Annotated in this window: 13 protein-coding genes; 6 read left to right on the top strand and 7 right to left on the bottom strand. The window is 69.6% G+C overall.

What is annotated here, in order from left to right:
* Window positions 1-23: 23 nt before the first annotated feature.
* A complete protein-coding gene (locus tag G6N61_RS02950; protein ID WP_163917179.1) occupies window positions 24-1,073 on the top strand; it encodes a sugar-binding transcriptional regulator in 1,050 nt (349 codons plus the stop codon).
* On the opposite strand, the gene G6N61_RS02945 is transcribed toward G6N61_RS02950, so the two are convergent.
* Entirely contained in the window at window positions 1,063-2,532 is a 1,470-nt protein-coding gene (locus G6N61_RS02945) for an FGGY-family carbohydrate kinase (RefSeq protein WP_163917177.1), read from the bottom strand. The genes G6N61_RS02950 and G6N61_RS02945 overlap by 11 nt on opposite strands.
* Window positions 2,533-2,577: 45 nt before the next feature.
* Window positions 2,578-3,390, bottom strand: a complete 813-nt coding sequence (locus G6N61_RS02940; protein WP_163917175.1) for an acyl-CoA thioesterase domain-containing protein — start codon at window positions 3,388-3,390, stop codon at window positions 2,578-2,580.
* Between the two features lie 83 nt (window positions 3,391-3,473).
* On the opposite strand from G6N61_RS02940, the gene G6N61_RS02935 reads away from it, so the two are divergent.
* Window positions 3,474-4,391, top strand: a complete 918-nt coding sequence (locus tag G6N61_RS02935) for a LysR family transcriptional regulator (RefSeq protein ID WP_163917173.1) — start codon at window positions 3,474-3,476, stop codon at window positions 4,389-4,391.
* Between the two features lie 7 nt (window positions 4,392-4,398).
* On the opposite strand, the gene xylB is transcribed toward G6N61_RS02935, so the two are convergent.
* On the bottom strand, window positions 4,399-5,796 hold the full coding sequence (gene xylB / locus G6N61_RS02930) for a xylulokinase (protein ID WP_163917170.1): 1,398 nt from the start codon (window positions 5,794-5,796) through the stop codon (window positions 4,399-4,401).
* Window positions 5,797-5,898: 102 nt separating this feature from the next.
* Between xylB and G6N61_RS02925 the strand changes: the two genes are divergently transcribed.
* The 4 genes from G6N61_RS02925 (at window position 5,899) to G6N61_RS02910 (ending at window position 8,945) form a co-directional block, all read left to right on the top strand.
* On the top strand, window positions 5,899-6,939 hold the full coding sequence (locus tag G6N61_RS02925; RefSeq protein ID WP_163917168.1) for a DoxX family protein: 1,041 nt from the start codon (window positions 5,899-5,901) through the stop codon (window positions 6,937-6,939).
* Between the two features lie 36 nt (window positions 6,940-6,975).
* Window positions 6,976-7,449 carry an RDD family protein gene (locus tag G6N61_RS02920; protein ID WP_163917166.1) on the top strand — a complete coding sequence of 158 codons (474 nt, stop codon included), beginning with the start codon at window positions 6,976-6,978 and terminating at the stop codon, window positions 7,447-7,449.
* 28 nt (window positions 7,450-7,477) lie between these two features.
* Complete coding sequence (locus G6N61_RS02915; RefSeq protein WP_163924557.1) at window positions 7,478-8,365, top strand: SCO6745 family protein; 888 nt, start codon at window positions 7,478-7,480, stop codon at window positions 8,363-8,365.
* A gap of 271 nt (window positions 8,366-8,636) precedes the next feature.
* Window positions 8,637-8,945, top strand: a complete 309-nt coding sequence (locus G6N61_RS02910; protein ID WP_163917164.1) for a hypothetical protein — start codon at window positions 8,637-8,639, stop codon at window positions 8,943-8,945.
* A 173-nt stretch (window positions 8,946-9,118) separates the two neighbouring features.
* Here G6N61_RS02910 and G6N61_RS02905 read toward each other — a convergent pair whose 3' ends face one another.
* The 4 genes from G6N61_RS02905 to G6N61_RS02890 form a co-directional block, all read right to left on the bottom strand.
* A complete protein-coding gene (locus G6N61_RS02905) occupies window positions 9,119-9,445 on the bottom strand; it encodes a YnfA family protein (protein ID WP_163917162.1) in 327 nt (108 codons plus the stop codon).
* A gap of 96 nt (window positions 9,446-9,541) precedes the next feature.
* Window positions 9,542-11,590, bottom strand: a complete 2,049-nt coding sequence (locus G6N61_RS02900; RefSeq protein ID WP_235887382.1) for a DUF7064 domain-containing protein — start codon at window positions 11,588-11,590, stop codon at window positions 9,542-9,544.
* Between the two features lie 46 nt (window positions 11,591-11,636).
* Window positions 11,637-13,571, bottom strand: coding sequence for a primary-amine oxidase (locus G6N61_RS02895; protein ID WP_235887381.1), 1,935 nt, complete (start codon window positions 13,569-13,571; stop codon window positions 11,637-11,639).
* Between the two features lie 69 nt (window positions 13,572-13,640).
* Complete coding sequence (locus tag G6N61_RS02890) at window positions 13,641-15,149, bottom strand: carboxylesterase/lipase family protein (RefSeq protein ID WP_163917157.1); 1,509 nt, start codon at window positions 15,147-15,149, stop codon at window positions 13,641-13,643.
* Window positions 15,150-15,168: the final 19 nt, after the last annotated feature.

The raw sequence follows: 15,168 nt of genomic DNA, 5'->3' as shown, positions 1-15,168 counted from the left end.
TGGTTCGATGCCATACTCGTCGCATGCCACGTCCGGCTCAGACGCACCCCGCTACTGCAGCGGTGGACGGTGCCGTGCCCGACGGGCACACCCCGGCGGAGAGCAGTCACTTCTCGGCATCGCTGCTGTACACGGCGGCACGGCTGTACTACGAGGACGACGCGACCCAGGCCGAGGTGGCCGAGCGTCTGGGCACCAGCCGCGCGACCGTCAGCCGACTTCTGGCCGAAGCGAAGCGTCAGGGCATCGTGCGCATCGAGGTGGTCCCACCCGCCGAAGCCCGCCCGGGTGACCTCGCCGACCGTCTCGCGCGTGCCCTCGGCCTCGAGCGGGTCTACCTCTGCGCCCCCCTGCCCGCCCCCGGCCCCGGTCGCGGCATCGTCGACGTGATGGGCCGGGCACTGGCACCAGCGACGGGCCGGGCCCTCAGTGAGGCCGGCCTGCTGCCCGGCGACGTCCTACTGGTCAGTTCCGGACGCACCGTCTACGAGCTGGCGCAACACGATCTGACCCCGCTACCCGGGGTGGTGATAGCGCCCACCGTGGGTGGCAACGATCAGCCCGAGGAGTGGTATCAGACCAACGAGATCACCCGCCTGGTGGCCAATCGCGTTGGGGGGCGAGCCAATTACCTCTTCGCGCCGGCACTGCCGGGGCCCGAGCTGTACCAGTCGCTTCGGAACGACCCCAGCATCCAACGCGTGCTGCACCAGTGGCCGACCGCGCGATGCGCACTGATGGGCGTCGGCGCACCGCCGCTCACCCGTTCGGACATCCCGCGATTCGTACCGACGGGCTCGACGTCGCTGCGGGCGGCTGTCGGCGACGTCTGCTCACGCTTTTACGACCGCGCGGGCGACGAGGTCGACTTCGACGGCAGCGACCGGCTCATCGCGCTGGAATTGAAGGCGCTGCACCACATTCCGGTGACCATCGCCGTTGCGGTGGGCCGGGACAAGCTCGACTCGATTACCGCCGGGGCGCGCGGCGGACACTTCAACCGGTTGGTCACCGATCCAGCCACTGCCGAGGCGTTGCTGGAAGCCGCTTCCAACGCCGAGGTCACCGGCTGAGCCGGTGCACCTGCTCCTTGGTCGCCGGATACAGTTCGCACCAGGTCGCGTACAGGTCGTCGTACAGAGCCCGCGTTTCGGGATTGGGCTTGATCTCGCGCTCGATCTTCGTCCAATCCGTCTCGGGCGGAACGAGACCGACCCCGATGGCCGCGAGCAGCGCGTCACCGTAGCTGGCGCCGATCGCCTGTTCGGGCACCTCCTGGACACGGCCGGTGATGTCGCTGACCGCTTGCGCCCACACCGGGCTGCGCAGTCCCCCGCCCACCGCCACGGTCCTGGTGCCGGTGTGCGCGTCGTCGAAGCGCTCGAGGATCTGCCGGATGCCGAACGAAATGCCCTCGTAGGCAGCCCGGAACAGATGCCCTCGGCCGTGTCGCAGCGTCAACCCGGCCAGCACGCCACGGGCCTGGGGATCGAACACCGGGGTGCGCTCACCCGCGAAGTACGGCAGGACGAGGAGGCCCTCGCTGCCCGGCGGGACCCGGGAGGCCTCGGCCATCAGTTCGTCGAACGGCGCACCGCCGGTGACCGTCTGCAACCAACCGATCAGGCTGCCCGCCGTCGACGTGCCCGCGGCCAGCGCGAGGCTGCCGTGCTCGATGCCCGCGGTGGTCCACAGCGTCGGGTCGCTGTGATAGGCGTCGATGATCTGCACCAGGAACATCGTCGAGCCGTACATCAGCATCTGATCACCGGGGTGCCGGACGCCTACCGAGAAGGCCTCGGAGTACGCGTCGACGGTACCCGCCACCACCGGCGTGCCCACCGGAACACCGGTTGCCGCAGCGGCTTCCGCGTGTACCGTCCCCACGACCTCGCTGGGCCAGACCAACCTCGGCAGCGGCAGGTCCCTGCAGATGCGTCGGGCCCACGGCTGGTTCCACTCGAAGTCGCGCGTGGCATACAGCGGATCGCACTGGCTGGCGGTGTGGTGATCCATCACGTATTCACCGGTGAGCTTGGCCGCGATGTAGGAGTTCGAGCCGTACCAGCCTGCGGCGCCGGCGAACACCTCGGGCTCGTGCCGGTACACCCACTCCAGCTTCGGTCCCACCGCCTGACTGGACAGCAGCGTGCCCGCCCGGTCCAGGATCGCGTCCTCCCCGAATTCCTGGGTCAGCGAAGCGATCTCGGCCGTCGCCCTGGTGTCGATCCCGTAGAGGATGGCGGGCCGGAGCGGTCGCAGATCGGCGTCGCACAGCACCAGACACGGACCCACCCCGCTGACGCACATCGCCGCCAGGACGCCCCCGGTGGGCATCTGGGCGGTGAGCCTGGCCGCGATCTCGCAGACCTCGCGCCACCACAGTCCCTCGGCGTCGACCTCGGCCCAGCCGGGGCGGGGCAGGTTCACGGCGTGCGCGACGGTCTCGGAGGCGATCACCGTGCCGGCGGCGTCGACGAGCACGCCCTTGGTGCTTCCCGTCCCCATGTCGATGCCGAGCAGCAGGTCCACGGCGCCAACCCTACGTGCAGGGACTAACCAGAAACAGCGACTCGGTCAGCGCGTGCGCTCGGGAAACGGGTCGGCGGAGAAGTCGATCTGCGCCGCCGGGTTGCCGACCGCGGTCACCATGCCGGTCCCGAAGGGTCCGCGGGCGTCGAACAGCGTCGCGGTCCCGACGCTGATGCCGTCGGACACCCAGTGCGAGTCGGCCTGGACGCCGATCCACTGATCGTCGGGCAACCGGGACAGCGCCACCGTCAGGTCGCCGTTGATGTAGCCGACACCTGCGCTGCCGAGGTTGGTCACCAGGCTGGTTCCCTCGGCCGCCATCGCGGCGTTGGCGAGTGGGCTGTTCGTCCTGCCCTCCACGGCGTCGATGGAACGGTTCATGCAGCGTTTGCGAGCGGCGTTCTGGTGATCGGCGATCGCCCCCGTCCACCCGGCTTCGTCGCAACCGACGTAGATGTGCTGGGTGTCGTCGACGTCGGCGGGCGGCGTGAAACGAGCCGTCGGCGACCACTCCTCACCCCGCGGGGCCTCGGACTTGCGGTACTGCACCAGCACCGCGCGCACGATCGTGCTGCCACCCTGGATCAGCTCGCACTCGACGTTGCGGACCCGACGTCCCTCGCGGATGAGGCGGGTGACCGCGGTGGTCGGCACTCCCCTGCCCGCCTTGAAGAGGTCGACGGTCAGCCGGGCCGGGGTGAAGTCCGGCAGCCCGTAGCGCTCGTCGAGGACCGACGCCGCGAGGCCGACCAGGGCAGGCCCGTTCAGATGGTCGGCGCCCCAGTGGCTCTGCGCGAACTGCGTCGGTTCGAAGACGTCGTCGGAGGTCTTCACGAAGTGGGCCGGGCGAGCGGTCATCTCGGCATCGTCGCACAGGCGTGTTCCGGCACCGGTCTTCGGGAGACGGCGGCATGCCGAACGCAATGGCACAGAATGGGCACGTGGACACCCGCCGACTCCAGCTCCTGCTGGCTCTGTCGCGGCTCGGGTCCATGCGCGCGGTGGCCGAGAGCCACCATCTGACCACCTCGACCGTCTCCGCGCAGATCGCCGCGCTCGCCAGGGAGACCGGCACGCGTCTGATCGAGCCGGACGGGCGACGGGTGCGGTTGACCCCGGCCGGGCGACGGCTCGCCGACCACGCGGTCGAGATCCTCGCCGCAGTCGATGCCGCGCGACTGGACCTCGATCCGGATGCCGACCCGGCGGGGACGCTGCGGGTCGGCGGCTTCGCCACCGGGATTCGGGTGTCGCTGCTGCCGATCCTCACCGAACTCACCAGGCGCCACCCCGCGATCGACGTGGTGATCTCGGAGTACGAGCCGATCGAGGCGTTCGCGATGCTCGTCGACGACGACCTCGACCTCGCGTTGACCTACGACTACAACCTCGCGCCGGCGTCGCTGAACCCGGTGCTCGAGGCCGTCGCGCTGTGGTCGACGGCGTGGGGTCTCGGCGTTCCCACCGACGAGCCGGAGGGGCCCGTCGACCTCGCGAGCTATGCCGACCGGACGTGGATCGTGAACTCCCGCAACACCGCTGACGAGGACGCCGTGCGCACGCTCGGCGCGATGGCCGGATTCACGCCACGCATCGCGCACCAGATCGACAGTCTCGATCTCGTCGAAGAACTGATCGTCGCCGGATACGGCGTCGGCCTGCTTCCACGGGACAGGCCGACCAGCGACGGCGTGAAGGTGCTGCGGCTCACCGACCCGACGGTCGTGCTCACCGCCTATGCGGTCACCCGGGCCGGCCGGTCTACGTGGCCGCCGCTGCGAGCCGTCGTCGATCGGCTGCGCCCGGGCGCCGACGATCTGCCTCAGCCTGCGTGGCCCCGGCCGCAGGCACGTCGCTGACCGAGTCTCACTGTCCCAGGGTGAGCCGTTGCGCTGCCCGATAGCGCTCGAGCACGCCGGGGGTGGGCTCCGCTTCGTAGGTCGCGGTGACGCCGAACGACCACGACGGCGGCTCGTCGGACTCCGACAGCACCCAGGCCGCCTGCCGTGCAGCGCCGAGCGCGACGTACTCGGCGGGCGTCGGCACGTGCACCGGCTTGCCCAGGATCGCCGGGGCGATCCGGCGGACGGCCTCGGACCGCGCGCCGCCGCCGACGAGGATGACCCGCCGCACCTCGATGCCCTGGGCATCGATCTGGTCGAGGCAGAATGCGATCGAACTCAGCAACCCCTCGACCGCCGCGCGAGCGACGTTGGCCGAGGACATGTTTCGCGTCGTCATGCCCTGCAGCGCACCGCTGGCCTCGGGCAGGTTGGGCGACCGCTCCCCGTCGAAGTACGGAACCAGGGACAGCCCCTCGGCACCCGCGGGCGCCGAGAGCGCCAATCGGTCGAGTTCGTCGAAGTCCACGCCGAGCGTCTTGGCGACGGCTGCGAGCACGGGCGCACCGTTGAGCGTGCAGACCAGCGGCAGCTGCCGCCCGGTGGCGTCGGCGAATCCCGCGACCAAACCACTCGCGTCGTGCGGCGCCGCGTCACCGACCGCGCTGACCACACCGGACGTGCCGAGCGACACGACGCAATCACCGGGGCCTGCACCGATGCCGAGTGCCGCGGCGGCGTTGTCACCGGCGCCGGCGCCCAGTGCCGCACCGGTGGTGGTCCGCCCCGCCGCCTCGGCAGGGCCGACGATCTCCGGCACCAGCGGGCGTCGCCCGCGCATCGCGAGCTTCAGCAGGTCCAGGTCGTAGGACCCGTCCTCGGCGGAGAAGTACCCGGTGCCGCTGGCGTCGCTGCGGTCGGTGCGGAGGTCCTCGATGTCGGTGGAGCCGGACAGCCGCCAGGTCAACCAGTCGTGGGGCAGGCACACGGCAGCCGTCGCGTCGGCGTGATCCCGCTCGTTGTCGGCCAGCCACCGCAGCTTCGCCGCCGTGATGGCCGCGACCGGGACGACGCCGATGCGTTGCGCCCACTGTCCGGCGCCGCCGAGTTCGTCGACGAGGTCACGGGCGGCGGCGCTGGAACGGGTGTCGTTCCACAGCAGCGCGGGGCGAACGACCTGACCGCTCTTGTCGAGGCAGACCATGCCGTGCTGCTGGGCGCCCACCGACACGACGGCGACGTCGTCGAGGCCACCGGCCGCGTGTGCCGCCTCTCCCAGGGCCGTCCACCACACGTGCGGGTCGACCTCGGTCCCCCCGGGGTGTGGGGCAGCCCCCGACCGCCTGATCTCGCCGGTATCGGCGTCGCACACCACGACCTTGCACGACTGGGTCGACGAGTCGATTCCAGCGACGAGCGCCACGCCGTCTCCTTTGGTTACGCAGAACTTGGACCTAATGCGAAGTTACCCCGAAGGGGGGCCTCGGCGTGTTTGTGATCATGATCGGCGGGGAATGATGGGCGCATGTTGATTCGTCGCGTCGCACGACCCATGCTTGCCACCACGTTCATCGCGCGCGGAGTGGAGTCGCTTCGTAGTCCCAAGCCGGCGGCCGACGCCGCCAAGCCCACGCTCGAGGGCCTGGCCAAGCTGCCCGACCCGGTGGGCCCGAACGTCCCCACCAACGCCGAGACCGTCGCCAAGGTGACCGCGGGTGTGCAAGTCGGTGCCGGACTGCTGCTGGCCACCGGCAAGCTCCCCCGTCTCGCCTCGGCCGCACTGGCGTTCAGTGTGGTCCCGGGAAGCCTTGGTGCACATGCATTCTGGAATGAGTCCGATCCCGAGCGGATGGCTTCGGAGCGTCGCGCGTTCCTCGCCGACCTCAGCCTCATCGGCGGCCTGATCATCGCCTCGGTCGACACCGAAGGACGGCCGTCACTGGGCTGGCGCGGTCGCCGCGCCGCCAAGAAGGTGTCCGCCTCCGTGTCCGGCGTGCTGCCCAGCTCGTCGAACGGCGCGCTCGTCGACAGTGAACTCGTCGACCGCGTCGGCCACAACCTGCAGAGCGGTCTGCACGTCGCCCGTGAGCGCGGCGCAGAACTCGCCGACGTCGCCTCCAAGCGTGGCGCCGAGTTCGCCGAGGTCGCCTCCAAGCGCGGCGCTGAGTTCGCCGACGTGGCGTCCAAGCGTGGCGCCGTGCTCGCCGAGGTCGCCTCCAAGCGCGGCGCCGAGTTCGCCGACGTGGCCTCCAAGCGCGGCGCCGAGTTCGCCGACGTGGCGACCAAGCGCAGCACGGAGATCGCCGAGGTCGCCTCCAAGCGTGGCGAGAAGCTGGCCGCCAAGGCGCAGAAGCGCAGTGACAAGCTGGCCGTGAAGGCGCAGAAGCGGGCACCCGAGCTGGCCACCCTCGCCCGCGAGCGGAGCGTCGAACTCGCCGAGCGTGCCCGCGACCGCAGCGCACTGATCGCCGAACTGGCCGCAGACCGCAGCGCGGAGATCGCCGAGAACGCCCGTCAGCAGGCGAAGCAGGCCAAGAAGCAGGCGAAGAAGCAGCGTCGCAGCTGACGCTGAGCGCCGCGTTTCCGGCGTAGATTGTGCCGCATGACGGCTGGTAATCCCCTCTCCGCTCCATACGGCAGTACCGACCCGACGCGAGGCCAACCGGGTGGCTTGTTCACCCGGTGGCTCGCGCGTGTCATCGATGGCCTGATAGTCGGCGTGGTGGGATTCTTCCTCGCCTACGCCACCGATTCGCTGTCGAGCATTCTGGTCACGGGCTTGTTCACCGGCGCGCTCGCATTCGGCTACTTCGTGCTGTTCGAGGTGACCCAGGGGTGGACCCCGGGCAAGAAGGTGCTCGGGCTGCACGTGCGTGGCGCAGGCGGATTCGCCAAGCCCGACCTCAAGCAATCCGCCATCCGCAACGCGTTCACACTGCTGCCGATCGTTCCGTTCGTCGGCGGCCTGCTCGGAGTCGTGGCGATGCTCGTTATCGCCGTGACGATCAGTGGCAGCCCCACCAGGCAGGGCAAGCACGACGAGTTGGCCGGCGGCACGGCGGTCCTCAAGTCCTGAGGACCGGGCCGCATGCTTGACTGCGATGGTGACCAGAACACCGCAGCTCGCCCGACGGCTGTTCGACCGCTTCGAACCCGTACACGCCCTGACCTACTTCTCGCCGGAGTCCATCTCGGCATTCGACAATGCCGGCTATCGCGGGTTCTGGATGAGTTACTTCGCGGGACGCTCGGCACCGCTGGGCGCCGTCGCGGCGGAGGTGGTGGCGGCGAAGTTCTACAACTTCTCCCCGGCGCACGTCGCTCGCGCCCTGCCGTCGGCGTGGACCTTCGCGCCACCCTCGGCCGCACTGGAGGCCCGTGAACAGTCCGCGGCCGCGGCGCTGCGGCGGTGCGGTATCGCCGATGACGACCAGACGCGCACTGCCACTGCACTTCTCAAGCGAGCTGCGCGAAGCGCACCGTGGGCCGGGCGCCCGCTGTTCGCCGCGAACCTCGCGCTGCCGTGGCCGGACGACCCGGTGGCGAGGCTCTGGCACGCCACCACCCTGCTGCGCGAACAGCGGGGCGACGCCCACGTGGCCGTGCTGGTCGCCAACGGGATCAGCGGGCGGGAGAGCAACGTGCTGCATTCCCTGGCCGACCGCGTGCCGCGCGAGTTCATCGTCAAGAGCAGGCATTACGACGAGGACGAGTGGCGCGACTGCACCGGTCGTCTGGTGGAACGCGGCCTGGTCGACGACGCCGGGGCGCTGACCGACGCCGGACGCGACCTCAAGCAACGCATCGAGGACACGACCGATGCGCTGGCACTGCCGGCGTTCGACGCGCTCGACGACGCCGACCTGACGCTGCTCTTCCGCACGCTCACGCCCATCACGCGGACGGTGATCGCAGCCGGCGACATCCCCGCCGCAACGCCCATGGGCCTGGGCCGCGACGACCTCGACGACGACAAGCCCCACCTGCGTTAGTGCGGTAGCTTTCTTCCCTCTTTCGGCGAGCGTGCGTGTCTGCGGGCGACACGCCGGGTTGGGGCGGGAGTTTGTGCACGCTCGCGGGTGGGTTGGGGGGTGTTGGCGTGGGCGGTGAGGTGTCGGCGAGTGATGGGTTGAGGCACGCGAAACGGCTTCACGCGTGACACACTTCGACACTCGGCGATTCGCCAAAACTCATGCGTCACAACGGCTTCACACATAACAATGCGGGCGTGACTTGTCGGACCCTCGCACTAGTGTTCGATGTATGGCACCCAGTCTGGTCGACGCGGCAGCAGCGTTGCGCGCCGCGGCGGCCGACCTGATCGCCGCCGACACCGACACCGCAACGGTCGCGGAGTTGATGGCCGCCATGGACGACGTCGAGTCCGTCCGGCGGCTGCTGCCGGTAACCGAACACCGCATCCTTAACCGCCTCGCCGCGGAGACCAACCCACTCGATTACGGCGCCACCACGATGAGCAAGCTGGTGGCGTTCCGGTTGCGGGTTAGCAGTGGCGTGGGGCTACATGAATGGGTTCGTTTCGGAAGAAAAGGTCATCCGCACGCTCGGTGAAGGCGTCGACCGTGGCCCCAGCACGCGCAAGGGGGCGTGGTACGTGGCGCACCCCATAACCCGGGTCCGTCCTAGCGTGCCGAGATCGCAAGGCAACCGCCGCGAAGCGGGCTTCTGCAACTGCGGAATGCAGTTGACGCTCACCGGCGTATGCGATTGCTGCGACTAGCCGCTTACCTCGGCCCATACATGATCAGGCCGACTCCCACGAGGCAGATCACGGCGCCACTGACGTCCCAGCGGTCGGGCCGGAACCCGTCGGCGATCATTCCCCACAGCAGCGACCCCGCGATGAAGACACCGCCGTACGCGGCAAGTACCCGGCCGAAGTTGGCGTCGGGCTGGAAAGCGGCCACGAACCCGTAAGCGCCGAGCGCGAGGACGCCCGCGCCGACCCACAGCCATCCGCGATGTACGCGCACGCCCTGCCAGACCAGCCAGGCCCCGCCGATCTCCAGCAGCGCGGCCGCCACGAACAGTGCAATCGACTTGATGACCATCACCGATAGCCTGCCGCGAGCGTGCGTGGAATCGGGTCAGGACACGGCGTGTCGCCCGCAGACACGCACGCTCGCCGAAGAATCGCGGAAGAGGGACTAGGGGGTGAGGTTGCGGTTCCACTCCAGCCAGCCGACGCCGGTGCGGCCGTCGGTGGTGGTGACCGTCGCCCAGGCCCGCGGGAAGCGGCTCAGCCTGCCGTCCGGCGACGTCAACAGCACCGGCGCGTGCCCTCGCACGTCGACGGTCGCGGTGAGATCGCCGGGCGCACACTCGAGCACGGTCGACACGGGCAGCTCGTCGGGACCGAACGTCTCCCGCGCCGTAACGCGATCCAGTTCGACCAAGGGCTCCCCCGCGCGTTGCAGGTACCCCGCGGCCAGCGGCGGTGCGCCCGGGATCCTCAGGTCGAGGCCATGCACGTGGGTGCCGTCGTCGAGGTGCAGCGCGCTCCACACCCAGTCCATGCTCCACCAGTCCCTCGCGGCCCACGAGTGGTCGCGCTGCCCGGGCACGTCGGCCAGTTCGTAGGTGCGCCCGTCGGCGACCACCCTGCCCGAGACGGTGCACGGGATCTCGTACCGCGTGGAGAGCCGGTATTGGTAAGGCGTGCCCGCGGTGGTCCACGTCAGGTCGATCGCGACGTCGACGGGACGGCCCTGCTCTCCCCGCAGCAGGGCTGCCGAATCGTCGAACGCCTCACCGCGCCCGTTCAGCGACACCCGATAGGTGCGAAGCGCTTCCCCGGGTTCCAGCACGAGGTCGATCGCACCGGTGCTGACGTGCCCGTGGTCCGCGGGCAGCGGCGCCTCGAAGTCCAGCACCGCGATCGTCGGCACGTTGGGTCCGCACAGCAGGCCGTTGATCCAGGCATGGCCCTGGTTCGGAATCAGGCCGAGCCGGATCCACCCGCCGACGTCCTGCGCAACGTCGACGAAGTCGAAGTACCAGCTCTCGCTCCACAGCGGTTCATCGGTGGGCGGATGGGCCCCTTCGTCATCGGCGTTGGGCTGCAACGGTTCCGGCACGGTGGGCGCAGGCAGGATGCTCAACGCGTCGGTGTCGATGACGTGCTGGCAGTGCCGCTCGATCATGGCCATGAACATCTCGTCGCCGCGTTCGGTCCGCTCCACGAGCATCGGCGAGACGATCGCCATGAGCACACCGAAGAACGTCTGGTGCCGGACGCCTTCCCGGACGTCGTCGAGCGTGACATCGGAATCGGGCCCCAGCGCATCGTGGTAGGCCCGGAGCAGATCGTCGTACAGTTCCCGCCGTCGCCCGACCGGCAAGGCGCAGCCGAGGAAGTACGCGACGTCGGTGAACGCCGGCCCCCATGTCACCGTCTGCCAGTCCACCACCGTGAGCAGGCGATCGGCACCGTCGCCGCCGAACAGCATGTTGTCGAGCCGGTAGTCGCCGTGGACCAGCCCGCGCGGTTGGCCCGCCTCGGCCTCGGCCGCCATGTAGGCGTCGAAGGTCGCCACGAACCGCTCGCACACCTCGCGGTGCTCGGGTGCGACCTGGTCGCGGTAGCGGTCGATGAAGCCCGCGTACAGGGCGCCGATCAGACCCTGGTCGACCGGGGAGTCGCGGTTGAGCCACTCGGCGCCCGCCAGGGCCTCGTCGCCCAGCAACCGGCCGTGCACCTGCCCGAGCTGGGTGAGTGCCAGAGTGGCCTGTTCGGCTGTCGCGCCGCGGATCTCGTCGCCGACGACGGCGGGCGCGGCGTCTCCGAGCAGGAGGTCGAACGCTCCGGTCGCCGAGTCGTAGGCGCTGTGGAAGCACGGCGAGACGGGGCTAGTGATTCCCCCCGCAGCACCGAGGCCGGGGGCGACCTCCGAGTAGAAGCGCACCTCCCGTTCGTAGAGCCCCATCGCCAGACCGGTCTGCCGGCTGCTGGGGTCGGCGGCGGCGACCTTGAGGACGACCGACGCCGGACCGCTGCCTCCGTCGGCGTAGGTGAGGTCGACGCGGTAGCACTCGCTCATCTGGCCGGTGCCGATGCGGTCGACGGTGAACCCCGTGACCTCGCCCTGCCCGATCGCCGAGGTGAGCCACTCGGCGGTCAGATCGGTGGGGCGTTCGATGAGCGGTGGGCGCGTTGAGGCAGCGGAGTCCGGGTGCACCACGTCAACGTAGGACACCCGACGCGCCCGACACGCCGATTTCGGCCAATGATGTTGACGCGTGTCAACTGGGGCGGTGACACTCGCGTGGCGGCGACGGTTCCACGTCGAGGCTGGGGTTGCGGTCGAAGAATCCGTACGGCTTCAACCAGAACGACACCACGTCCACCGGCATGACGGGCCAGTCCTCCGGCCGAGTGATGTGGTGCAGCCCGAAGACGTACCAGAGCACGACGTCGGTGTTCTCGATCGGGCGGTCGGCCCTGGTCCACGCCCCGAGCCCGCCGTCGGTAGCCGACTGGTTGACGAATTCGCCTGCAGGCCAACGCTCGTCGGGGTGGTTCGGCGTGACCCACAGGGTGTGACCGATGACGTTCGCGCGCTTGAGCACCGGCGACGCGGGGTCGAACATGGGCGGGATCGCCCCGCCGGGAACCAGCTTGTACGACGGGTGCGTGCCGAGGCCGTTGACGACGTTGGGGTTGACCACCTTCCACGCCCGCTGCGTGGCGAAGTCGACGTCCTGCTTGCCTTCGGACTCGGTGCGCAGTGGGACGTTGCGGACGACCAGGGCGAGCCCATGAGGGTTGTCCGGGCCCATAGGCTCGGCGTGGGACTCGGTCGCGACGACGGTGTTGTCGGGCCCGTCGACGTCGAGGTCCAGACGGGCCACCAGGAAGTGCTGATGGAACGGGGCGTACGTGCGCTCGTCGACCAGGGTGCCGTTCGGACTGGACTGTCCCGGGGCCAACGGCGTGGTGACCATGATCCCGGTGGCGCGCACCTCGCACTCGATGTTGCCGTCCTGATACAGCCGCCAGTAGGTCAGGTACTCGTAGTTGGCGACGGTGACGTGGAACGACAGGGTGAGCCTGCGCGTGCGGCGGACCTCGGCACCGCTGTCGTGGTCGACGTGCTTCCATAGCACCGCGTCGTCCTCTTCGTGGATGCAGATCGCGTTGGCGATCGAGTAGGGCTCCCCGCTGCTGTCGTGCAGGACCGCGTCGAGGTAGCGAATCTCGCCCAGACAGTCACAGCCCAGTTCCAGTGACTGGGTCATGAACCCCAGCCCCCACTCTCCGATGTCGAATGCCGTGCGGCGGTAGTGGTCCGGTGACGGGTCGCGGTACGGCACCACCATCTCCGCGAACGACATGCGGTGGGCGACGGACCGGTTGCGGTCGCCGTCCTGGTAGCGCACCGTGTGCAGGGTCATGCCCTCGCGGTAGTTGAACCCGACCCGCAGAGACCAGTTCTGCCACCGCAGCAGATTGCCGTCGAGCGTGAACGATGGACCCTCGGGCTGGGTGACGTGCAGGGGCTTGAGCGGTTCGCGCCGCGACGAGGACCGGATGCGCTCGGGCACGTACCTGGGCACGTATTCGCCCATCACCGAGGGCATTTCGGTCTCACCGCCGGCGAACGGGCCGTCGTCCTCGACGCGCAGCACCTCCATGGTGTTCAGGTCGATGATGCAGTGCAGACCACTGACCAGGTGCGCGTATGGATTTCGGCCAGGCCCCTCCTTGAGCCAGGTGTCCGACCAGCCGAGCCGCCGGTCGCCGTACTCCTCTGGGATCAGCGCGTCGCCGTAGGTCCAAGTGTCCATGAAGACGTTCTCGACGCCGACGATGCCACGGGCTTCGAGCGCTGCAATCACGTCGGGGTGCGCCCGGAGCACCCGGTCGCACTCGGTGTACTCGTCGACGGTGAAGTTGGGTTGCACACCGGGTACGTGGTCGAACGCCTCGGTGCGGCCGTCGTCGATCGAGACCACGCTCTTGTAGGTGGCGTTCGCCGAACGGTCGAGGCACACGGCGACCGCCCGGCGCGGTGGCGTCGGCCCGCCCTCGTCGAACGCCCGCAGGTCCGCCTTGCCCGGTTCGGCCAGTTCGATCGACGCGATGCGCCAACCGGAATCGACGCCGTGGTCCCGTCGCAACGTCTCGGCGACGGTGCGGAACTCGTCGGCCGACAGCGGATCCAAGGGGTGGGTCACCCGCTCACGCAACCACACCGTGCCCGGCGTCGCAGTGTTTCCGGCACGGCGAGCAGAGACCGGCGCCGCCTAGTTCGCGGCGAGCGAGAAGCCCTCCCACGCGCGGCGGCGTTCCGGGTTGGGGTCGTGTTCGAGATGCGTGCGCCGGTCGAACACGAGCACGGCCCGCTCCTCCGGCGTGTAGGTCGGCCAGCCGTCCCCGGGCACCCCTTCGCGGCTGAACGCGCGCCACCGGTTCTGCACCTCGTTGCTGACCCGTCGTGCCGAGCGGCGGTCCGCCGCGGCCGTCAGCAGCGAGCCGAACCGGCTGCGGTACACGTCGAACACCGCGAACAGTTCGGTGGCGTGGGTGGCGCCCAACCCCGACCACTGGAACGTACGGGGGGCGTAGTCGTAGCGGTAGACGTAGGTCGGCGAATGCCTGCCGTGCGCCTCGGCTATCTGCCAGGCCGCCGTCCCGAAGGCGAAGTCGCCGCCGAGTCGCACGCACGCCGACGCATTCGGGTAGCCGGGGTATGCCGAGGTGATCCGCTCGCGGACCTCGACGTCACTGTCGGCAAGCAGCATCTCGATCATCGGCTCGCTGGTCGGAAGCAACTGCAGGAAGCGGGTGAACAGTTTGCCCTCGTCGGCGTTGGTGCCGACGATCAGCGGCACCTGGTGGGCGGTCCCCTCACGCATCGCCACGACCGGGTCCTGGGGCAGGTACTCGGTGTCGTAGGTCGGGCCGACGGGGAACGCCCCGCGCATCTTCTTCATGCCGTCGCGCATCAGGTCGTTCAGCGCTCCGACGAGTTCGGCGGGGCGCGCAGCCATGACGGCGGCCGCGCCCTCTTCGCGGGTGACCCCCAGGTAGCCGACGAAGTCGTCGGCGAACGCCGCCGCGATCTCGGGGGTCCCCGCCATCCCACTGGCCGGGCTCTCCGAGATGGCGCGGTGGAACAGGCCCTTCGCCGCGGGCGTCGCCAGCAGGGTGGCCACGGCGTGCGCGCCCGCGCTCTCGCCGAAGACCGTCACGTTCTCGGGGTCACCACCGAAGACCGCCGCGTTGTCCCGCACCCAGCCCAACGCGAGAACCAGGTCGCGCAGGAACAGGTTGTCGTCGATTGGATGTTCGTCGGTCGACAGCGACGACAGGTCCAGACACCCGAGCGGGCCGAGCCGGTAGTTCACCGACACGTAGATGCAGCCGCGCCGGGCCAGGGCCGCACCGTCGTAGATGGGGGTGGCCGAACTACCGAGGATGTAGCCGCCGCCGTGAACGAAGACCATGACGGGCAACGGTTCGTCGGAGGGCTTCTCCGGCGCCACCACGTTCAGCGTCAGGCAGTCCTCGCTCATCGGCTGGTACTTTCCGGGCCGCAGCAGGGTGTACTTGCGATCTTGTGGCGCGCAGTAGGCGTAACCGTGGCAGTACCGGACGCCCCGCCACGGCTCCACGGGCTGAGGCGCCCGGTAGCGCAACGCTCCGACGGGTGGGCGGGCGTAGGGGACGGAACGCCACCGGTGGACGCCGTCGCGGGTGAAGCCCTCGATGGTTCCGCTGTCGATCGTCACGCGGACGGTGCGTTCGTGCATGACAAGACGGTAGCGAAGA

The sequence above is a fragment of the Mycolicibacterium arabiense genome (assembly GCF_010731815.2).
Classification (GTDB): domain Bacteria; phylum Actinomycetota; class Actinomycetes; order Mycobacteriales; family Mycobacteriaceae; genus Mycobacterium; species Mycobacterium arabiense.
The sequence above is the reverse complement of the archived record's forward strand: the minus strand, read 5'-3'. Positions and strand labels throughout refer to the sequence as shown.

Coding starts and splice junctions, on each gene's coding strand:
- G6N61_RS02950 (WP_163917179.1), top strand. CDS start 24: ATGCCACGTCCGGCTCAGACGCACCCCGCTACTGCAGCGGTGGACGGT.
- G6N61_RS02940 (WP_163917175.1), bottom strand. CDS start 3,390: ATGACCGCTCGCCCGGCCCACTTCGTGAAGACCTCCGACGACGTCTTC.
- G6N61_RS02925 (WP_163917168.1), top strand. CDS start 5,899: ATGTTGATTCGTCGCGTCGCACGACCCATGCTTGCCACCACGTTCATC.
- G6N61_RS02920 (WP_163917166.1), top strand. CDS start 6,976: ATGACGGCTGGTAATCCCCTCTCCGCTCCATACGGCAGTACCGACCCG.
- G6N61_RS02910 (WP_163917164.1), top strand. CDS start 8,637: ATGGCACCCAGTCTGGTCGACGCGGCAGCAGCGTTGCGCGCCGCGGCG.
- G6N61_RS02905 (WP_163917162.1), bottom strand. CDS start 9,445: ATGGTCATCAAGTCGATTGCACTGTTCGTGGCGGCCGCGCTGCTGGAG.
- G6N61_RS02890 (WP_163917157.1), bottom strand. CDS start 15,149: ATGCACGAACGCACCGTCCGCGTGACGATCGACAGCGGAACCATCGAG.